Raw genomic sequence first — 20693 nt, forward strand, 5'->3', positions numbered from 1 at the left:
CTCGCTGTGCGGTTTCTCGACCCTATCGCACTCTCAAGACAGCTCGGGGGCACCGCTGGGACCGCGGTGCCCACGAGAGGCAAGACCCGAGGTCAGACGGCTCGGACGATCGGCGCGACGTCGACCGACACGGCGATGCGGCTCCCCGCCGACTCCGTGTAGATGATGCCGCGCAGCGGCGGGACGTCGTCGTAGTCACGGCCCCACGCCACCGTCACGTACCGCTCGTCCACCCACTGGTCGTTGGTCGGGTCGAAGGCCAGCCACGAGCCGTCCGGTGACCGCACCGCCGCCCAGGCGTGGGTGGCGTCCACACCCACCATGCGTTCCTTGCCCGGCGGCGGCTGAGTCGCGAGGTAACCGGAGACGTAGCGCGCGGCGAGGCCGTGCGAGCGCAGACACGCGACGGCGACCCGTGCGAAGTCCTGACACACACCGGTCCGAGCGGCGAGGACGTCCGCGACGGTCGTCGAGATGGTCGTCGATCCCGACAGGTAGGCGAACTCGGTGTGGATCCGGTGGTTGAGGTCGAACACCGCTTCCACCAACGGGCGCCCCTCGGTCAGCGAGAGCGCGGCGTACTCGTGCACCTCGTCGGTGATCTCCGGTGGCACCAGATCGAGCACGAAGTCGACGTCCAGGGCCCCGTCGACCCCGGTGGGACGAGCACTCTCCCACGCCGTCGTCGCAGCCCGGGTGGTGAGGCGAGCGGGATCGGGAGGGTCCACGGCGACCAGGGCGCGCGCGGTCACGCACAACCGGTCGTGATCGGTGGTGACGTGGAAGTAGACGTCCTCGTTCCCGAAGAGGTCGACACCGGTGGACCGGTCGGTCGGCGTCGGCGTCACGGTGACGGAGGCGTCGAGACACCGCTGCTCCGAGGTCGAGCGCGGGAAGAGGTGGCCGCGGCCGTACGACGACGACACGGTGCCCTGATAGACGTACTCGGTGCGGTGGGTGATGGCGTACCACCGCGCACCCTCGTGATCGGTCACGACAACACCCGTCCGCCGCCGCGTCCCCACAACGGCTGCGTGCCGCCGGGCAGCGTCAGGTGCGCCGCGGTGATCGACTCGGAGAGGTCGAGCAGATCGGTGTGCACCGACCGGACGACGTCGTCGAACTCCGATCGGGTCCCGGTGGCGTCGACGTCCTCGAGATCGGACGGGTCGACTCGGCGCAGCGTCGCGACGATGCGCTCGAGCGCCCGATCGGTGCGGGAGGTCCCCGTCGATCCGGGCAGCGACGCCAGGTTCACCGCTGCTCGTTCCACCGAGTGGATGACCGAGCGCGGGTTGCCGCCGTCGAAGAGCACGAGCTCGGCCACGGCGCCCACCTCGGGAGCACCGCGATAGCGGCGCCGGTAGGTGACCGACGAGTCGGCGGCGTTCAGCACCGCCCCGAGCACGGCCTGCTCGACGGCCGGTGGGCGCGCGGTGCCCACGGTCTCGGCGAGCAGGGCGGTGATCTGCAGAGCGCGCTCGATGCGCTTGCCCGTGTCCATGAGGAACCAGCCCGGATCGTGCACCATCGACTCGGCCGACAGACCGGCGACGGCGAGCATCGACCCCACGACACGGCTCTGCGTCGACCAGAGCCCCGCCTCGTCGGACACCGGCGACGCCGCACACTCGGCGAGCGCGGTGTCGAGCCGGTTGAACACCGCCCAGGTGTCCTCGCCCAGCTGATCTCGCACCGCGCGGGCACACGTCTGCAACGCCGCCACGGCGTGCGCGAGCGAACCGGTGCGCCGCGTCCGCACCGTCAGCGACCGGAACTCCGCGAGCAGGTCCGACCGCGTGGTCGCGGCGCGGAACCCCGGCGCCGTCGCGGTCACCGCGGTCACCGCGTCGAGCACCACGGCGAGGGCGACGTCCGTGTCGGACCGCGCCTGCTCCCCGAACGGCGTCTCGCCGCGATGATCGCGGACCATCTGGTTCGCGGCCACCAGCAGGCGGGCCGTCGCCTCGGCACGCTCGCCGTAGCGACCCATCCAGTACAGGTCGTCGAGCACACGCGGCGTGCTCACCGAGTCGATGACACGGGGACGGCGTCCACCCATCGGACGCGGTGCGTCGACGGCGCTCGACACGTCCGGCTGATCCGACCGGCCGCGACGCTCGGCCAGCACCCACACGTCCTTGGCAGCGGTCGTGGCCATGGGCTCCGACGGCGGATCCGTGACCAACACCTGGGCCAGACCGCCCGTCATCGGGGTGTAGCCCCGGCGCCCGGCCACGTCGAACAGTCGGATGCCGACGGGCCTCGGCAGCACGGCGGCGTCGTGCCGGCGATGACCGACCGGCCCGACGGGCGACGTCGCCAGGTCCGGAATCGCCCGCGCCGCCCACCCCGTCGGGTCCGCCCCGATCCGCCGCACCAGCTCGTCCCGTTCGCGCATGGACAGCGCGGGACCGACGACGCTCTCGTGCGAACCGATCGCGTACACCACGAGCGAACCGATACGAGAGACGATGTGCGACAAGCCGTGTGGATCCCCCGCCCAGAAGGCCGGGACCGAGTCGAGCAGGGGCTCCTCGCCGAGCAGCGCCCGACCCAGCTCCGGCAGCCGTCCGAACAGCGCCGCGTTCTCGAGGACGCCGCTGCCGATCGTGTTGACCACGGTGACGGCTCCGCGCCGCGCGACCTCGAGCAGTCCCACGACACCGAGGCGTGACTCGGGGCGCAGGTCGAGCGGATCCACGTAGTCGTCGTCGACACGGCGCACCACGACGTCGACGCGGCGCAGGGTGCCGAGCGAGCGCATCCACAGGGCGCCGTCGCGGACGACCAGATCAGCGGACTCGACCAAGGGGAATCCGAGCACCGAGGCGAGATGCGCCTGGTCGAACGCCGTCTCCGACCAGACACCGGGACTGAGCACCACCACGAGCGGGTTCTCGGCGGCGGCAGGCGCCACCTCGACGAGGGCCACGCGCATCGCACCGACGTAGGTGCTCGCGGGACGGGGCGCCACCCGGCCGAAGACAGCCGGTACCGCACGCGCGACGATCGACCGGTCCGCCAGGGCGTAGCCGGCGCCCGACGGTGCCTGAGTGCGGTCGGAGAGGACTCGGAACTCGCCGTCGGTGCATCGGGCGATGTCCGCCGCGTGGAAGAACAGCTGATGTGGGCCGGGGATGGTGATGCCGTGCGCGGCGCGGAGATAGCCGCGATGCCGGAAGACGATCTCCGGCGGCAGTAGACCGCGGCGGATCAGGGTGCGCTCGCCGTACAGATCGGTGAGCACCGCGTCGAGGATGCGCGAGCGTTGCAGCATGCCGGCCTCGAGCCGGTCCCAGTCGGCCGCCGACACCACCGTCGGCACCACGTCGAGCTCCCACCGCGCACCGGACTGCGTCGACGACGGCGATTCGAACGACGCGTCCGCCGTGTCGTTGTAGGTGATGCCGGAGTCGTCCACCAGACGGCCCACGCGCAACTGTGCGGCGGCGAGGTCAGCCGGGGTCACGTCCTCGGCGCCGGGGAGGGCCGCCCAGCGCTCTCGTAGCCGCGGACCACCGTCGACGGCGTTCTCCACGAGGTCGTCGTGGCCGTCCGGACGGATCTCGTCGAGGTACGCCGCGAGCACGGGAGATGTGGCCTCACCCTGCTGCACGCAACTCCCCCTCCGCAGACGACCGGCACCGCGCTCGGCGCACGTCCGCGAGAAATCTACCTGTCCGCCTGTGCCCGAGCCGATCGCCGGTGCAGGGAGAGCACGAAGGTCGCCGCGACGACGATGCCGAGGAGGTTGATACCCAGCTGTCCCGCGGACAGAGCGGCGATGCGCCAGCTCCCCACCGTGGCCGCGACGACGGCGAAACCTGCTGCCGGAACGGTGGTCACGGAGATGAAGACCCCGACCAGGGCGGCCGATTTCGCCGACACCAGCGCGAGCATGCCGGCGGCGCCGGCGAGCAGAGCCACGACGAGAGAGAACGGACCGACCTGGTAGATGAAGTCGACCTGCTGCAGGTCGTCCATCGCCTCCGGTCGGATCCATCCGAGGGCCTCGGCCCCGAACGCCCCCAGCGCCGTGATGACCATCGCGGTCGGGAAACCCACGAGCAGCGCCAGCAACGATCGACGGATCAGTGATCGCTGACGACGCACCAGGCCGACCGACAGCGCTGCCAGCGGACCGAACTCGGGTCCCACCACCATCGCACCGACGATGGTGACCGGCGAGTCGGTCACGACGCCGATGGCCGCCAGCAGCAGCGCGATGGTCAGGAAGGCGACGAACGTCAGGGTGAGGGACGATTCCTCCCGCGTACGTCCGACCAGTTCGTCCCAGACGATCGAGTCGTCCGGGTCACCGGGCGCGTCCTGTTCCGCGGTGCGCGCCGCGTCCGACAGCACCGTCTCCACGGGTTGCATGGTGATGGCTCCGTCGTGGGTCAGGCGCAGCGAACGCAGACCGTCGAGAACCTGATTCGCGCACTCCCGCACGACGACGGCGTCCACGACGTCGCCCTCCGGGCGCACGGCGGCACCGCGCAGAACGACAACGTGAGCGACGCCGGGAGTCTCGTCGAGCACCCGGAGCACCTCGTCGGTCCGGTCCGCCGGACTGACCACCCTGAGGTTCTGCATGCACTCTCCGTCCGCGCGTCGTCGACGCGTGACCGGCGACGCCTCGACCCTAGGTCGTGGGGCCCTCCGACGCGGGCTTCTCGCCCGATGCGCCACCCGGCGTCTGACGAGGAACCGGCTTCGCGTCGATACCCGACTCCTTGCGCTGCGCCGGGGTGATCGGAGCCGGCGCGTCGGTCAGCGGATCGACGCCGCCGCCCGACTTCGGGAATGCGATGACCTCACGGATGGAGTCCACTCCGGCCAGCAGGGCCGTGATGCGGTCCCAGCCGAAAGCGATACCGCCGTGGGGCGGCGCACCGAAGGCGAAGGCGTCGAGGAGGAAGCCGAACTTCTCCTGCGCCTGCTCCGCGTCGATGCCCATGATCGCGAAGACGCGCTCCTGGATGTCCTTGCGGTGGATACGGATCGAGCCGCCGCCGATCTCGTTGCCGTTGCAGACGATGTCGTACGCGTAAGCCAGGGCGTTGCCGGGGTCGGTGTCGAAGGTGTCCATCGACTCTGGCTTCGGCGAGGTGAAGGCGTGGTGCACGGCGGTCCACGAGCCGGAACCCACGGCGACGTCGCCGCTGGCGGTGGCATCGGACGTCGGCTCGAACAGCGGCGCGTCGACGATCCAGACGAAGGCCCACTCGTTCTCGTCGATGAGGCCCTGCTTGCGGGCGATCTCGCCGCGGGCGGCACCGAGCAGTGCGCGCTGCGCCTTGGCGGGGCCGGCCGCGAAGAAGACGCAGTCACCGGGCTTCGCGCCGACGTGGGCGGCGAGTCCGTCGCGCTCGGCGTCCGACAGGTTCTTGGCGACGGGACCACCGAGGGTGCCGTCCTCCTGGACCAGGACGTACGCGAGGCCCTTGGCGCCGCGCTGCTTCGCCCAGTCCTGCCACGCGTCGAGCTGACGACGCGGCTGCGACGCACCGCCGGGCATGACGACGGCGCCGACGTACGGCGCCTGGAAGACGCGGAACGGCGTCTCGGCGAAGTACTCGGTGCACTCCACGAGCTCGACTCCGAAGCGGAGATCGGGCTTGTCGGAACCGAAGCGGCGCATCGCGTCCGCGTAGGTCATGCGCGGGATGGGTGTGGTGATCTCGTGGCCGATCAGGTTCCACAGCGAGGTGAGGATCTCCTCGGCGAGGACGATGACGTCGTCCTGCGTGACGAAGCTCATCTCGACGTCGAGCTGAGTGAACTCCGGCTGCCGGTCGGCGCGGAAGTCCTCGTCCCGGTAGCAGCGGGCGATCTGGTAGTACCGCTCGATGCCGCCGACCATGAGCAGCTGCTTGAACAGCTGCGGGCTCTGCGGGAGTGCGTAGAAGCTTCCCGGCTGGAGTCGCGCGGGAACCAGGAAGTCGCGGGCACCCTCGGGGGTCGAGCGTGTCAGCGTGGGCGTCTCCACCTCGACGAATTCGTGGTGGGCCAGGACGGACCGTGCCGCCGCGTTGACCTTCGAGCGCAGTCGGATCGCATGACCGGGTCCGGCGCGACGCAGGTCCAGGTAGCGGTACTTGAGCCGCGCTTCCTCGCCCGGAGTCTCGTCCAGCTGGAACGGCAGCGGCGCGCTCTCGCCCAACACCTCCAGCTCGGTCACGTTCACCTCGACGGCGCCCGTCTGGATCTCGTGGTTCTGGTTGCCCTCGGGGCGGAGCTCGACGATGCCGGTGATCTTGACGCAGAACTCCGACCGCAGGCGGTGCGACTGCTCGGCCGCCGGACCGTCGCGGAACACGGCCTGGACCACTCCGGAGGCGTCACGCAGGTCGATGAAGATGACTCCGCCGTGATCGCGCCGTCGAGCGACCCAACCGGTCAGGGTGACGTGTCGGTCCGCGTGCTCGGCTCGAAGCGAACCGGCGAGGTGCGTGCGCAGCACAGGAGTCCTTCCAGAAGTAGACGAATACAGCTGGTGATCCTACGGACCATTCGAGCCCACCCCGACGCCGGGAGAAACAGCGCTGTGTCGGTGGTGGCCACGTGCGAAGCTGTGAGCCGCACACGCCGACGAAAGTGGTGACTCATGACGTTCGACCCCGACGCCAGGATCGACTCCTCCCGGGTTCGACGGTCCTCCGGTGGCCGCGGCAAGGGCATCGCCGTCGGCGGCGGTCTCGGCGGCATCGTCATCGTGGTGATCACGCTGCTGCTCGGCGGCGACCCGTCGTCGGTGATCGGGCAGCTCGGCGGCGGTGAGGCCACGTCGCAGGACTCGGGCAGCGGCGCCATCGAGAACTGCGACACCGGGGCCGACGCCAACGCGAATGTCGACTGCCGGGTCACGGCCACCGTGAACAGTCTCGATCAGGTGTGGGACGCCGAGCTGGCGGCGCAGACGGGCGTGCCGTACGAGCGCCCCGAGGTCGACATCTTCTCCGGTCAGGTCTCCACCGGGTGCGGCGCCGCGACGTCCGACGTCGGCCCGTTCTACTGCCCCGCCGACTCCACCGCGTACTTCGACACCGGATTCTTCCAGGTGCTCGTCGACCAGTTCGGTTCCAGCGGCGGCCCGCTCGCGCAGGAGTACGTCGTGGCCCACGAATTCGGCCATCACATCCAGAACCAGCTGGGCGACATCGGCCGGGCGCAGGCCGACCCGAACGGACCCGAGTCCGGCGCCGTGCGCACCGAGCTCCAGGCCGACTGCTACGCCGGCGTGTGGGCGAACAAGGCCGACGACGTTCCCGCACCCGGCAGTTCCGAGCCGCTGCTCGATCCGCTCACCGACCAGGACGTGTCCGACGCGTTGTCGGCCGCGTCGTCCGTCGGCGACGACCGGATCCAGCAGGCCTCGACGGGCCGCGTGAACCCGGAGGGCTGGACCCACGGCTCGTCCGACCAGCGACAGGCGTGGTTCGACGCCGGCTACCGCACGGGAGCTGTCGCCGCCTGCAACACCTACGACGCGTCGGATCTGAACGACCCGTCGTCCGTCCGCTGATGTCGTCCCGCACGGAGCTGCCGGTCTGTGAGACGTGTGGCGTGCAGTTCGACCGCGTCGATCCGGACGAGTGCCCGATCTGCACCGACGAGCGCCAGTACGTCGGACGCGGCGGCCAGCGGTGGACCACCGTCGCCGAGGTGTCGGCGTCGCACCGGACCGTGGTGCGCGAGGAGTACCCGGGCCTGTGGGGCATCGGCACCGAGCCGACCTTCGCGATCGGCCAACGCGCGCTGCTGGTCCCCGGCGACGGCGGAAATCTGCTGTGGGACAGCATCACCACGATCGACGACGCCGCGATCGCCCGTGTCACCGAACTGGGCGGCGTGTCGGCCGTCGCTCTGTCCCACCCGCACTACTACAGCGCGATGGTCGAGTGGAGCGAGGCCTTCGGCGACGTGCCGATCTACGTGCACGAGTCCGACCGTGCGTGGCTGCCCCGCGCCGGCAACATCCGCACGTGGTCGGGCGACTCCCTGGAGATACTGCCGGGGCGGACGCTGATCAACACCCGGGTGCACTTCGCGGGCGGTTCGGTGCTGCACTGGCCGGGCACCGACGGCCGCGGCGCGCTGTGCACCGGGGACATCGTCCAGGTGGTGTCCGACCGCCGATGGGTCTCGTTCATGTACAGCTACCCCAACCTGATCCCCGAACATCCCGACACGATCCGCCGGACGGTCGCCCTCCTCGAGAACGTGGCCTTCGAGCGCATCGTCGGGGCGTGGTGGGACCGGGTCGTCGAAGAGGACGCTCACGGCGCGGTGGTCCGCTCGGCTCGGCGCTACCTCGAGCACATCGGCGTGACCCCCGGCTTCTGACCGACCGGCTCAGAACAGGGTCATCGCTGGTTCCGGAGCGGGTTCCGCGGGAGCTGCCCTGGCCACACGCCGCGCACCGGCCGGATCGAGCCCCGTCAGAGAGTGCTTCTCCCGCAACGGTTCCACCTTGTCGCGGAGCCACTGCTTGTATTCCGGGCTGACGTACGCCCCGCGTCCGTAGAGCACCCGGTAGCGGCGCACGAGAGCCGGATGATGCTCGGCGAGCCAGCTCATGAACCACTCCTTGGTGCTGGACCGCAGATGCATCGGCAGCGCGGTCACACCGGTCGCGCCCGCCTCCTCGAGAGCCGCCATCAGGGCGCCGAGGTGTTTGGGACTGTCGGTCAGGAACGGGATGACGGGCGCGATGAGCACGTGGCACGACAGACCCGCGTCCGTGATGGCCCGGATCATGTCGAGGCGAGAGCGCGGTGACGGCGCCCCCGGCTCGAGGGACTTCTGCAGATCCTCGTCGTGGAAGGCGAGACTGACACTCACCTGCACGTTCACCTGCTGAGCGGCGAGGGTCAGCAGCGGCAGATCCCGTCGCAGCAGCGTGCCCTTGGTCAGAATCGAGAACGAGGTGCCGGACTCGGTGAGCGCCCGGATGATGCCCGGCATGAGCTCGTAGCGACCCTCCGCGCGCTGGTACGGGTCGGTGTTGGTGCCCAGGGCGACCGGGTCACGTTTCCACGAGGCGCGGGCGAGCTCCTTGCGCAGCACCGAGACGATGTTGGTCTTGACCACGATCTGCGAGTCGAAGTCGCGGCCCGCATCGAGGTCGAGGTACTCGTGGGTGGGCCGGGCGAAGCAGTAGCGGCACGCGTGCGAGCACCCGCGCGCGGGGTTGATGGTCCAGCGGAACGGCAGCGCCGATTCCTCGGGCACCCGGTTGAGGGCGCTCTTGCAGAGCACCTCGTGGAAGGTGACGCCCTCGAACTCGGGCGTGCGGACAGTGCGGACCAGACCGGCACGCACCAGCCCGGTGCGCTCGAGGCCGGGAAGCGCCCCGTCGGGAGCGTCGAGTGTCTGACCGTCCCACCGCATGACCCCTCCTGTTCTCCGGCTACCCCGGCACACCGATGCCTCGAACACACGATCGATCGACGATTCGCAGACAGTCGAACATCCGTTCTATCGAGGTGTCAACTCTTCGGTAGTGTCGGTGGACATGGCCCTCCTCCCGACTCCCCCGTCACCTGCGGACGGCGCCCGGTCCGACGATGTCGTCGCCTGGGTCGCCGAGCACCTCGGTGACCTCACCCTCGAAGAGCCCGAGGAGATCCGGGCGGGCGGTCTGCGCGGCGGACAGTCGGCAGCCGACGCCGCTCTCGCGAGCCTGGACATCACGGGCTACGCCCGGTCCCGCAGCACGGTGGAACCGCCGTCGCGGCGCGGGGCGAGTCGCATGTCGCCGTACATCCGGCACGGCCTGCTCACGCTGAGCGAGGTGTGGGACGCGGTGGCGGACGCGCCGACCCGGGACCGGTCTCGTTACCGCGACGAGTTGCTGTGGCAGGAGTACGCCCGCCACCTGTACGCACGGGTGGGCTCGCGCCTGGGGGCGTCACTCACGCGCGAGCAGCCCCGTCCGACCGTCTCGGCGCACGACACCTGGTCCGACGATCCGTGGCCGGCCCGGATGCGCTGCATGGAGTCCGTCGTCGACGAGCTGCACGAGGACGGGTGGCTGGTGAACCAGACGCGCATGTGGCTCGCGTCGCAGTGGGCCGTGCGGGCCGGCGCGACATGGCGGGACGGCGAGGACGAGATGTTCACCCATCTCCTCGACGGCTCGAGGGCGGCCAACCGACTCGGCTGGCAGTGGACCGTCGGTACCGGCAGCGGCAAGGTCTACGGGTTCAGTCGCTGGCAGGTGGAGAAACGCGCACCCAGCCTGTGCCGATCGTGCGCGCTGTCGTCAGCGTGTCCCATTCAGGACTGGCCGACGGCCGCTCTCGGCCCGTCGGTCGACGGACCGAGCCTGGCCACCGGCGACACCCCGGCCGGCCCCGCGGACACCGTGGGTGAGGACGGCGACGAGGTGTGGCTGACGGCGGAGTCGCTCGGCAGCGCGGATCCGGCCCTCGCGGCCGACGACGCCCGCCCCGCGGTGTTCGTGTTCGACGAGCCGCTGCTCCGACGGTTGCAATTGTCCGGCAAGCGGCTGGTCTTCCTCGCCGAGACACTCGGCGAGCTCGCCGCCGTCCGGCCTCTGGAGGTACGGCGCGGACGGGTCACCGAGGAGCTCGCCGGACGGCGCCTCGCCGCGACCCACGCCCCGGTACCGGGGTGGGCACGCATCGCGGCCGCCCTCGATCCGGTGGAGGTGCACCCGTGGCCGTGGTTGGTGCGTCCGACCCGATCGTCGGTGCGGTCGTTCAGCGCGTGGCGCCGGGCGTCGGAGCGGGGAGGGCGGAGCCCGGCCGGGAAGTAGGCGGGGAGGCCGGAGGCCGGCCGGGAAGTAGGCGGGGAGGGCGGAGCCCGGCCGGAAAGTCGGCAGGAGGGCACCAGGTGGATCGGATACGGTCGAGCGCGTGACCGAACCCACGGACCCGTCCGCGTCGATCGAACCGACCGCCCCCACGCTCGAGCCGCTGCTGCGCATCGTGTTGCGCACCGCGGATCCGGTGCAGCTCGGCGACACTCCCGTCGGCGCGGAGTCCGTGGCACCCGTCGTGGGTGGTGTGCTGAGTGGGCCCGGGGTCGAGGCCGTCGTCCGCGCCGTCGGTGCCGAGCGCGCCCACGTCCGAGCGGACGGATCGACCACGTACTCCACCGACCTGTTGGCCGACGTCGAGTCGGACGACCCGGGCGCCGTGATGCGGTTGACGCTGAACTCCGTCCGTTTCGGATCGGCCGAGGTCGTCGAGGCCCTCGATCGCGGGGAGGACGTGGAGTCCGCGCTCTACTACTTCCGCGGCACCCTCACGGTGTCCACGTCGATCCGGACGCTCGCCTACCTGAACAGGGCCGTGATCGTCACCTCCGGCTCGCGTCAGGGCACCCAGTCCGTGGTCGACGCGTTCCTGGTCACGTAGTCGATGACCACCACCGGTGCCGGGCGTCCCCGGCTCACCACCCGTAAGCGACCGGGAGCCACGGCGCGGGAGGAGATCCTCGACGCGGCGGCGGAGTTGTTCACGACGCGGGGTGTCACCAGCACCTCCACCCGCATGATCGCCGACGCGGTCGGGGTCCGGCAGGCGTCGCTGTATCACCACTTCGCCACCAAGGACGACATGCTCGCGGCGCTGCTGGTGGGGACCGTCGACGCACCCCTGGCCTGTGCGCAGGCGCTGCGTGACGCCGCGGCCGACGCTCCGAGGGCGCTGTATGCCCTGGTGTGGTTCGACGCGGACCAGCTCCTGACCTCGCGATGGAACCTCGGCGCCCTGTACCTCGTCCCCGAACTGCGCAGCGCACGGTTCGAACAGTTCCGCACTCGTCGCTCCGACCTCATGGCGCTCTACGCCTCGCTGTCGCGGGACGCTCTCGTCGACATCGGCACGCTGGTGGTCTCCGAGGAACTCACACCCCTCCCGTTCCGCATCGTCGAATCGGTGATCAGCGCCCGGTCCGATGCGGAATCGACGCGGCACTCCCTCGCGACGCCCGACACGATCGCCGACGCCGCGGTGCGCGTGCTGGGGTGGACGGGCTCGACGGCGTCGCTGCGTGACACGGCCACGACACTGCTCGACGCCGCTCGGCCGATCAGTCGGTGAGAGCCGCGACCTCGGCGTCGGTGAGCACGGTCGCCGGGGCTCGCCCGGACGTGCGGACCACGTCGATCGCCCGATAGAGCGGGCGCTCCGTCAGCCCGGCCTCGCGGGCCTCGGCGCGAAGCTGGGTCACCAGTACCGACGACAGCGCCAGAGCCGACGCGAGCGGGGACGAGGCCAGTCCGTCCGCCACCGCGCGCAGCGCGATCGGCTGCAGTTCGCGACCGCCGTCGGTCGTGTACATCGCCACGCCGACCGTGACGTCGCCGGACGAGTCGCCGACACGGATCAGCACCTGGCTGACGCGCGCGACCCGCACGAGGACCTCGACCTTCGTCGCGTCCGACAGGTTGACCCGTCGCACGCGGAACGACCCGCGCCGGCTCACCACACCGTGATCGATCCACACGCGTCTGCGGCCGCCCGACACGACGGCGAACCCTGCCGTGGCGACGAGCGCAGCTCCCAGAGCGACACCGACGTACGGCGAGATCAACAGTCCGGCGACGACACCGAGCACGGCACCGACCACGGCGAACACCGCACCGGCGACGCGGAGCCGCGGAACGATGAGCTCCGGCGGCACCAGATCGAGCGCCACCAGCCCTCTGTCGGCCATGGTCAGCTCACTGGCGACAGCGTGGCACGCACGCGAGCGGTGGCCTCGGACAACGGGATCGACGACTGCTCGCCGGTCGCCAGGTCCTTCAGGCCGATCTCTCCGGCCTCGAGATCGCGATCACCGAGCACCAGCGCGAGGCGGGCACCGGAACGGTCGGCACCCTTCATGGCGCCCTTCATTCCGCGGTCGCCGTAGGAGAGGTCCACGCGGACGCCGGCGGCCCGAAGTTCCCGGGCGATCACCGCGAGACGCAGCTTGGCCTCCGGACCCATGGGCACGCCGTACACCTCGCACCGGGCCGTCGACGCGGGCGCGACGCCCTCGGCCGCGAGAGCGAGCACCGTGCGGTCCACGCCGAGACCGAAACCGATGCCCGACAGGGGCTGCCCGCCGAGCTGCGCCATGAGGCCGTCGTACCGTCCACCGCCGCCGATGCCGGACTGCGCACCGAGACCGTCGTGGACGAACTCGAAGGTGGTCTTCGTGTAGTAGTCGAGACCGCGCACCATGCGCGGATTGACCACGTACGGCACGCCCATCGCGTCGAGATGGGCACGCACGGTGTCGAAGTGGACGCGAGCCGACTCCGACAGGTGGTCCATCATCAACGGTGCGTCGGCCGTCATCTCACGGACGTGCGGTCGCTTGTCGTCCAGGACGCGGAGCGGATTGATCTCGGCGCGGCGACGCGTGTCCTCGTCCAGCTCGAGACCGAACAGGAAGTCCTGCAACAGCTCCCGGTACTGCGGGCGGCAGGTTTCGTCACCGAGCGAGGTGAGCTCGAGCCGGAAACCGGTGAGACCGACGCTCCGGAACCCACTGTCGGCCACGGCGATGACCTCGGCGTCGAGCGCAGGATCGTCGACCCCGATGGCCTCGACGCCGACCTGCTGCAGCTGCCGGTACCGACCGGCCTGGGGGCGCTCGTAGCGGAAGAACGGGCCGGAGTAACTGACCTTCACCGGGAGCGCTCCGCGGTCGAGGCTGTGCTCGATGACCGCGCGCATCACGCCGGCGGTGCCCTCGGGACGCAGCGTGACACTGCGGTCACCCTTGTCGGCGAAGGTGTACATCTCCTTGCTCACCACGTCGGTGGACTCACCCACGCCGCGTGCGAACAGCGCCGTGTCCTCGAAGATGGGGAGCTCGATGTGGCCGTAGCCCGCGGCCCGGGCAGCGGCGGTGAGACCGTCGCGCACGGCCACGAAGGTCGCGGAGTCGGGTGGCAGGTAGTCCGGGACGCCCTTGGGGGCGGCGAACGGCTGGATCCGCTGTGTGTCGCCGGTCATCGCACACCACCGAGTCCCACGAGGAACGGGTTGCTGCCGCGTTCCGCGCCGATGGTGGTGGACTCGCCGTGTCCGGGCAACACGGCGGTCTCGTCGTCGAGGCACAGCAGGTGCTCGGCGATCGAGGCGAGCAACTGCTCGTGATCGCCGCCGGGCAGATCGGAGCGGCCGATCGATCCCGCGAAGAGCGTGTCCCCCGAGAAGATCACCTGCTGCTCGCCCCCGTCGAGACGGAAGACGACGGAGCCACGGGTGTGACCGGGCGTGTGCGCGACGGTGACACCGAGTCCGGCCACGTCGAGAACGTCGCCGTGCGCCAGTTCCACCACCGTCGCGGGCTCCTCGAAGGTGGAGTGCGCGATCAGCGGCGCCAGGACCGGGCCGATACCGGACGCCGGATCGGTGAGCATGTGGCGGTCGTCGGGATGCACGTACAGGGGAATGTCGAAGCGCGCGCACACCGGCGTCGCGTCCCACATGTGATCGAGGTGGCCGTGCGTGAGGAGCACTGCGATGGGCGTCAGGCCCGCGTCGTCGAGGAACGAGTGGAGCGGCGCCGCGGCGTCCTGGCCGGGATCGACGACGATGCAGTCCGTCCCCTCGTCCCGACTGACGACGTAGCAGTTCGTCTGGAACATGCCGGCGGGGAATCCGGTGACACGCACAGTGAAGGACTCCTCATGCTTTGCGGTGCAGCGATCCGCGATCGGACGAATGCCACCAGCGTAGGCGGTGCGACCGGGCGCCCCGGAACGTGGGGCAGGCACCTCGGCCGTCCACCGGGTCAGGTGCCTCTCAGGGAAGCCTGGCACACTTCTGCTGCTCACCCGCTCCAGCGAGAAGAGGAACGCCAACCGTGCCGACGAACGAACAACGACGTGACGCTGCCAAGCGCAAGCTCGAACGCCAGCTCGAGAACCGTGCCGCTCGGGCGCGACGACGCAAGCAGGCGACCATCGCCGCCGCCGTCATCGGACTGGTCGTCGTCATCGGCGGCGTCGCTGTCGCCATCGGTGTGACACGCGGCGACGACGACACCGCCGTCGAGGCCTCCGACTCCCCCACCAGCGAGAACGCGACCCCGGAGGGCATGCTGCCCGCCGGCCGCTCGGAACCGCTGCCCGAGACCGTGAGCTGCTCCTACCCTGCGGGCGGCACTGCCGCGAAGCCGGCGAACGCTCCGCAGACCGAGAACGTGCCCACCACGGACGACAACGTCAGCGTCAGCATGGACACCTCGCAGGGCCCGATCGGCCTGTCGCTGGACGCCACGAAGGCGCCGTGCACCGTGAACAGCTTCGCCTCGCTGGCCGGGCAGAACTATTACGACGCCACTCCCTGCCACCGTCTGACCACGGCCGACAGCCTGAAGGTACTGCAGTGCGGTGACCCGACCGGCGCCGGAACGGGCGGCCCGGGCTACCAGTACGCCAACGAGTTCCCCACGGACCAGTACGCCGACGATCCGGCCGCGTTGCAGTCGCCCGTCCTGTACCCCCGCGGAACCATCGCGATGGCGAACGCCGGCGCCGACACCAACGGCAGCCAGTTCTTCCTCGTGTTCGGCGATTCGCAGCTGCCCCCGAACTACACGGTGTTCGGCACGATCGACGAGACCGGCCTCGCGACGCTCGACAAGATCGCCGCAGCGGGCGTCGAGGGTGGCGCGCAGGACGGTGCGCCGGCTCTCGCGACCACCCTGAACACGGTGCGGCTCGACCTGGCCTGACGGCTCACCTCGCACCCTCCCCGCGAGTACGCCGACAGTGTCGTGATTCCGTACGGGATCACGACACTGTGGACGTACTCGCGAGAAGGGTGTCGAGTTCTAGGCAGCCGAGGTCAGGCGATACACGTCGTAGACACCCTCGACGTTGCGGACCACGTTGAGCACGTGCCCCAGGTGCTTGGGATCGCCCATCTCGAAGGTGAACTTGGAGATGGCCACGCGATCACCGGACGTGGTGACCGACGCCGACAGGATGTTGACCTTCTCGTCGGCCAGCGCCTTCGTGACGTCGGAGAGCAGACGGTGGCGATCGAGTGCCTCGATCTGGATCGCGACGAGGAACACCGACGACGGCGACGGGGCCCACTCGACCTCGATCAGCCGCTCCGACTGCGTCTGCAGCGACCCGGCGTTGGTGCAATCGGTGCGGTGCACGCTCACCGAGCCACCGCGGGTGACGAAGCCCATGATGTCGTCTCCCGGCACCGGGGTGCAGCACTTCGCCAGCTTGGCGACGACGCCGTCCGCACCCGACACCATGACCCCTGCGTCGCCGACGCGGCGCGGACGGGTGGGAATGGTGGACGGGGTGGACCGCTCGGCCAGTTCCTCCTCGACATCGCCGACACCGCCGAGGTGAGCGACGAGACGCTGCACGACGTGCTGCGCCGAGACGTGGTTCTCCCCCACCGCGGTGTAGAGAGCCGAGACGTCGACATACCGCAGCTCGTGCGCGATGGCCGACATGGACTCGCCGTTCATCAAGCGCTGCAACGGAAGTCCCCCGCGCCGCACCTCCTTGGCGATGGCGTCCTTGCCGGCCTCGAGCGCTTCCTCGCGACGTTCCTTGGCGAACCACTGGCGGATCTTGGTCTTCGCACGCGGCGACGTGACGAAGGTGGCCCAGTCGCGGCTCGGTCCGGCCGTCGGGGCCTTCGAGGTGAAGACCTCGACCACCTCGCCGTTGTCGAGCTGACGCTCCAGTGCGACGAGGCGCCCGTTGACGCGGGCACCGATGCACCGGTGCCCCACCTCGGTGTGCACGGCGTAGGCGAAGTCCACGGGACACGATCCGGCGGGCAGGGTCACCACGTCGCCCTTGGGGGTGAAGACGAAGATCTCCTTGACCGCGAGGTCGTACCGCAGCGACTCGAGGAACTCCCCCGGGTCCGCGGCCTCCCGCTGCCAGTCGAGCAGCTGGCGCATCCACGCCATGTCGTCGAGCTCGGTCGCGTCACCGGAGTGACGGCCCTTCGTCTCCTTGTATCGCCAGTGCGCGGCGATGCCGAACTCGGCGGTGCGATGCATGTCGCGGGTGCGGATCTGCACCTCGAGAGGCTTACCCTCGGGACCGACGACCGTGGTGTGCAGCGACTGGTAGACCCCGTAGCGCGGCTGCGCGATGTAGTCCTTGAACCGTCCGGCCATCGGCTGCCACAGCGAGTGGACCACGCCGACGGCGGCGTAGCAGTCCCGGATCTCGTCGCACAGGATGCGCACGCCGACCAGATCGTGGATGTCGTCGAAGTCGCGGCCCTTGACGATCATCTTCTGGTAGATCGACCAGTAGTGCTTGGGCCGACCCTCGACCACGGCACTGATGCGGGAGGCCGACAGGGTCGCGTTGATCTCGGCGCGCACCTTGGCGAGATAGGTGTCGCGTGACGGGGCCCGGTCGGCGACGAGGCGCACGATCTCGTCGTACTTCTTGGGGTGCAGGATCGCGAACGCGAGGTCCTCGAGTTCCCACTTGACCGTCGCCATGCCGAGGCGGTGCGCGAGCGGTGCGATGACCTCGAGGGTCTCCTTCGCCTTGCGCGCCTGCTTCTCCGGCGGCAGGAAGCGCATCGTGCGCATGTTGTGCAGCCGGTCGGCCACCTTGATGACCAGCACCCGCGGATCCCGCGCCATCGCGATGATCATCTTGCGAATGGTCTCGCCCTCGGCGGCGGTGCCGAGCGCGACCTTGTCGAGCTTCGTCACGCCGTCGACGAGATGGGCGACCTCGTCGCCGAACTCGGTGCGCAGCTGGTCCAGCGAGTAGCCGGTATCCTCGACGGTGTCGTGCAGCAGCGCCGCGACGAGCGTCGTGGTGTCCATTCCCAGCTCGGCCAGGATGTTGGCGACCGCGAGCGGGTGCGTGATGTACGGGTCGCCCGACTTGCGCATCTGCGTGGCGTGCCGCTCGTCGGCCACGTCGTACGCGCGCTGCAGCAGCCCGAGGTCCGCCTTCGGGTACATCGACCGGTGGGTGCCGGCCAACGGCTCGAGCACCGGCTTGACCGCGGTGTTGCGCTGCGCGGTGATGCGGCGGGCCAGCCGCGCACGAACGCGCCGGGACGCGGACGACGGCGCAGTGGGGGTGGCGGAGGAGGGTGCCGGATCGGGCACGGGCTCCGCGGCGGGTGCGACCGGCTCCGGTGTCAGGGCATCGGTGCGCGCTGTCGGATCGGCAGGCTCCACCCTGGAGGGCACGGGCTCCGTCGCGGCCTCGTCAGCAGCAGCGTCGGCAGGCAGGACGGCGTCGGACGGCAGGGATTCCCCCGCGGCAGGCGGCACTGCTGCGGACTCCTCGGCGGTACGACCGATGTATCGCGTCATGATCGACACCTCCTCAGCTGCTCGAGAGACCCGACTCTATCCGCCGTCACCGGAGCGCACAGCGCACGCCCTCACATCTTCTCGAGGTCGGATGCTCAGACGACGCCCAGTGTCGTGAGCGGTCCATGCTTCCAACGCTCGCGGCCGCCCAGAACTTCCACCTCGAGAACGACGGCGGCACCCACCACGATCGCTCCGCACCGCGTCAACAGTTCGGCGGCGGCCTCGAGTGTGCCGCCGGTCGCGAGCACGTCGTCGACGACGAGTACGCGGCGCCCCTCGAGCGCGATGCCCTCGGCGGAGATCTCGAGCTCCGCCGTGCCGTACTCGAGTTCGTACGACTGCCGGTGCACCGGCGGGGGCAACTTCCCCGCCTTGCGGACGGCGATCACGCCGGTGTTCAACGCCAGCGCGACGCCGGCACCGAGAAGGAAGCCGCGCGCGTCGATACCGGCCACGACGTCGGCGTCACGGCCCGCCTCGGCGAGCGAGTCCACCACGGTGCGCAGCCCCTCCGCGTCGGCGAACACGGGCGTGAGGTCGGCGAAGCGCACTCCCGGCGTGGGGAAGTCGTCGGCCCAGCGCGTCAACCGGGCGACGACGTCCGATCCACCGGGTGCGCTCGTGGTGGGGCTGCTCGATCCGGGTGTACTCATCCGACGAGTATCCACTTGTCCATGTTCCAGCCCGCACCCGCGACCGTCGGGTTCGACTCCACACCACGCATTCCGGACGCCACCGCGGTGACGCGCGGCGCGTTGTAGAGCGGGAGGGTGGGCATGTCGGTCCACAGGATGTTCTCCGCCTCGACCGCCGCGGAGAGCACGGTGGCGTCGGACTGGTCGACGGCCAGGCGATCGATCAGCTCGTCGAGACGCCCGTTGGCGTAGCCGCCGACGTTGACGCCCTGTCCGCCGCGCAGGGCGAAGCGACCGGGATCCGCGGAGGACGTGCCCGACGCTCCCGCCTGTCCGGCGGTGGAGGCCAGGACGGCGTCCACTTCCCCGGCGCGCAGAGCGAGCGGCGAGAAGGTCGGCGACGACGCGTCCACGATCTCGATGCCGAGAGGTGCGCAGGACGATGCAATGGCGGCGACGACGGCCGCGCGGCGCTCGTCGGGCCCCAGGTAGCCCACGCGGACGACGGGGTCGGTCAGACCCGCTTCGGCGAGACCCGCGGTCACCCCGGCGACGTCCGCGGTGCGGTACCGCTCCGCCGCGGTGGCCGCCACCGAGCGGTAGGGCAGCGTCGCGGGAAGGGTGGTCCGGCTGTCGACGAGGCCGGACCCGCGGCCGGTCTCCGCCTCGTATCCGGGGTGGCCGTGCTGCGCGTACAGCTCGCCGCGGGGAACGCATGCAGCGAAGGCGCGGCGTGCGGCCGGGTCGACGAAGACACCGGACGTGGCCATGGTCAACTGCTCGACGCCGAAGGACGGCTGAGCCGTCGACGTGAAGCCGTCGGGAGTCGCCGTGCCGCCGTCGGCGTCGACGACCTCGATGTCGCCCGATGCCGCCTTGGCCGCGATGTCGGCGCCCTTGGGCCACACGACGACACGATCCGTGGCGGCGGGAACACCCCACCACCGTTCGTTGGGAACGAGCGCGAGACCGTTCTCGACCGAGTACGACTCGATGCGGAAGGGCCCGGACGACACGAAGACCGCCGGGTCGACGGTTCCGACGTCCTCCCCCTCCGCCGGGGTGAGGTTCCATCCGGTGTTCCAGACGTCCGCGACGCGCCGCAGTGCGTCCTGGTCACCGCCGGCGAGGGTGCTCACCACGTCCGGCACGCCGGCGATGCGGGCCGCGACGTGTGCGGGCATCATCGTCCCGGCGCCGAAGAGGGACTGCCACTCGACGTACCCGCGTCCCGAGCGGAACGTCACGGTCGCGACCTTGTCCGCGGGAGCGCAGTCGATGCGTTCGATGTCGGTGTAACCGGCGGTGGACGCGGCGTCGAAGAGCGGCGCTCCGTCCGCGGCCGTCCGGCCGCTGCGTGCGGCCCACGCCAGCACGAGGTCGTCGCACGTCATCGGCACACCGTCGGACCACACGGCGGGCGCGGCGAGCGTGTAGGTGACCACCTGCTGCTCGCCGGGTACCTCCACGGCCGTCCCGATGTCGGTGTCGCTCACGGCACCGCCGCTCGGGGCTGTGAGCGCGAATCCGGGCAGGACTCGCGAGAAGGCCTGCGGCGCAGCCGAGACCGATCCGGCGACGGTTCCGCCGTTGTAGGTGGTGACGGTGTTGTCGACGGCGTAGCCGATGGACGGGATGCGGGTGTCCTCGTCGCCGCACGCCACGAGTGTCGTGGCCGTGATCGCGGCGAGCGCCGCGACGGCGACGCCTGTCCTGACCCCTGACGACGCACGCATG

At 70.4% G+C, this 20693-nt stretch carries 17 protein-coding genes; 6 read left to right on the forward strand and 11 right to left on the reverse strand.

The features are described 5' to 3' along the window. Positions 1-92: 92 nt before the first annotated feature. Genes QRN16_RS05350 through aspS form a run of 4 tightly spaced genes read right to left on the reverse strand, consistent with a single transcriptional unit; the run spans position 93 to position 6469 of the window. Complete coding sequence (locus QRN16_RS05350) at positions 93-995, reverse strand: transglutaminase family protein (protein ID WP_285185018.1); 903 nt, start codon at positions 993-995, stop codon at positions 93-95. Beyond that, positions 992-3619 (reverse strand): circularly permuted type 2 ATP-grasp protein, encoded by a 2628-nt coding sequence (locus tag QRN16_RS05355; RefSeq protein WP_285185019.1) that lies wholly within the window; start codon positions 3617-3619, stop codon positions 992-994. The genes QRN16_RS05350 and QRN16_RS05355 overlap by 4 nt, the downstream gene beginning before the upstream one ends. A 56-nt stretch (positions 3620-3675) precedes the next feature. Next, entirely contained in the window at positions 3676-4599 is a 924-nt protein-coding gene (locus QRN16_RS05360) for a DUF389 domain-containing protein (protein ID WP_056444744.1), read from the reverse strand. A gap of 49 nt (positions 4600-4648) precedes the next feature. Continuing rightward, positions 4649-6469 carry an aspartate--tRNA ligase gene (gene aspS / locus QRN16_RS05365; protein WP_222631023.1) on the reverse strand — a complete coding sequence of 607 codons (1821 nt, stop codon included), beginning with the start codon at positions 6467-6469 and terminating at the stop codon, positions 4649-4651. A gap of 144 nt (positions 6470-6613) precedes the next feature. Between aspS and ypfJ the strand changes: the two genes are divergently transcribed. Then, the gene (ypfJ, locus tag QRN16_RS05370; RefSeq protein ID WP_027505242.1) at positions 6614-7531 is read left to right on the forward strand and encodes a KPN_02809 family neutral zinc metallopeptidase; all 918 of its coding nucleotides are present in this window, start codon (positions 6614-6616) and stop codon (positions 7529-7531) included. A gap of 41 nt (positions 7532-7572) precedes the next feature. Beyond that, a complete protein-coding gene (locus QRN16_RS05375; protein ID WP_222631021.1) occupies positions 7573-8352 on the forward strand; it encodes an MBL fold metallo-hydrolase in 780 nt (259 codons plus the stop codon). A 9-nt stretch (positions 8353-8361) separates the two neighbouring features. Here QRN16_RS05375 and QRN16_RS05380 read toward each other — a convergent pair whose 3' ends face one another. After that, positions 8362-9399 carry an Rv2578c family radical SAM protein gene (locus tag QRN16_RS05380; RefSeq protein ID WP_285185020.1) on the reverse strand — a complete coding sequence of 346 codons (1038 nt, stop codon included), beginning with the start codon at positions 9397-9399 and terminating at the stop codon, positions 8362-8364. A gap of 124 nt (positions 9400-9523) precedes the next feature. On the opposite strand from QRN16_RS05380, the gene QRN16_RS05385 reads away from it, so the two are divergent. The 3 genes from QRN16_RS05385 to QRN16_RS05395 all read left to right on the forward strand — a co-directional run bounded on the left by QRN16_RS05385 (position 9524) and on the right by QRN16_RS05395 (position 12080). Then, positions 9524-10789 carry an FAD-binding domain-containing protein gene (locus QRN16_RS05385; RefSeq protein WP_285185021.1) on the forward strand — a complete coding sequence of 422 codons (1266 nt, stop codon included), beginning with the start codon at positions 9524-9526 and terminating at the stop codon, positions 10787-10789. A gap of 100 nt (positions 10790-10889) precedes the next feature. Next, positions 10890-11393: a DUF3237 domain-containing protein gene (locus tag QRN16_RS05390; protein ID WP_285185022.1), complete on the forward strand. Its 504-nt coding sequence runs from the start codon at positions 10890-10892 to the stop codon at positions 11391-11393. A gap of 3 nt (positions 11394-11396) precedes the next feature. After that, positions 11397-12080, forward strand: a complete 684-nt coding sequence (locus tag QRN16_RS05395; RefSeq protein WP_285185023.1) for a TetR/AcrR family transcriptional regulator — start codon at positions 11397-11399, stop codon at positions 12078-12080. Here the strand turns inward: QRN16_RS05395 and QRN16_RS05400 are convergent. The 3 genes from QRN16_RS05400 to QRN16_RS05410 are packed head-to-tail and all read right to left on the reverse strand — an operon-like array spanning position 12070 to position 14653. Beyond that, on the reverse strand, positions 12070-12696 hold the full coding sequence (locus tag QRN16_RS05400) for a hypothetical protein (protein WP_285185024.1): 627 nt from the start codon (positions 12694-12696) through the stop codon (positions 12070-12072). The genes QRN16_RS05395 and QRN16_RS05400 overlap by 11 nt on opposite strands. Before the next feature lie 2 nt (positions 12697-12698). After that, positions 12699-13988 carry a histidine--tRNA ligase gene (gene hisS, locus QRN16_RS05405; protein WP_056444766.1) on the reverse strand — a complete coding sequence of 430 codons (1290 nt, stop codon included), beginning with the start codon at positions 13986-13988 and terminating at the stop codon, positions 12699-12701. Next, entirely contained in the window at positions 13985-14653 is a 669-nt protein-coding gene (locus tag QRN16_RS05410; protein WP_285185025.1) for an MBL fold metallo-hydrolase, read from the reverse strand. The genes hisS and QRN16_RS05410 overlap by 4 nt, the downstream gene beginning before the upstream one ends. Positions 14654-14844: 191 nt before the next feature. On the opposite strand from QRN16_RS05410, the gene QRN16_RS05415 reads away from it, so the two are divergent. Continuing rightward, entirely contained in the window at positions 14845-15717 is an 873-nt protein-coding gene (locus tag QRN16_RS05415; protein WP_027505233.1) for a peptidylprolyl isomerase, read from the forward strand. A 99-nt stretch (positions 15718-15816) separates the two neighbouring features. Here the strand turns inward: QRN16_RS05415 and QRN16_RS05420 are convergent, their stop codons facing one another. The 3 genes from QRN16_RS05420 to QRN16_RS05430 form a co-directional block, all read right to left on the reverse strand. Next, the gene (locus QRN16_RS05420) at positions 15817-18318 is read right to left on the reverse strand and encodes a RelA/SpoT family protein (protein WP_285185026.1); all 2502 of its coding nucleotides are present in this window, start codon (positions 18316-18318) and stop codon (positions 15817-15819) included. 95 nt (positions 18319-18413) lie between these two features. Then, a complete protein-coding gene (locus tag QRN16_RS05425) occupies positions 18414-18974 on the reverse strand; it encodes an adenine phosphoribosyltransferase (protein WP_027505231.1) in 561 nt (186 codons plus the stop codon). Continuing rightward, positions 18971-20692 carry an ABC transporter substrate-binding protein gene (locus QRN16_RS05430; RefSeq protein WP_285185027.1) on the reverse strand — a complete coding sequence of 574 codons (1722 nt, stop codon included), beginning with the start codon at positions 20690-20692 and terminating at the stop codon, positions 18971-18973. The genes QRN16_RS05425 and QRN16_RS05430 overlap by 4 nt, the downstream gene beginning before the upstream one ends. Position 20693: the final 1 nt, after the last annotated feature.

It is taken from the genome of Rhodococcus sp. MEB041 (assembly GCF_030208955.1).
Taxonomy (GTDB): domain Bacteria; phylum Actinomycetota; class Actinomycetes; order Mycobacteriales; family Mycobacteriaceae; genus Rhodococcoides.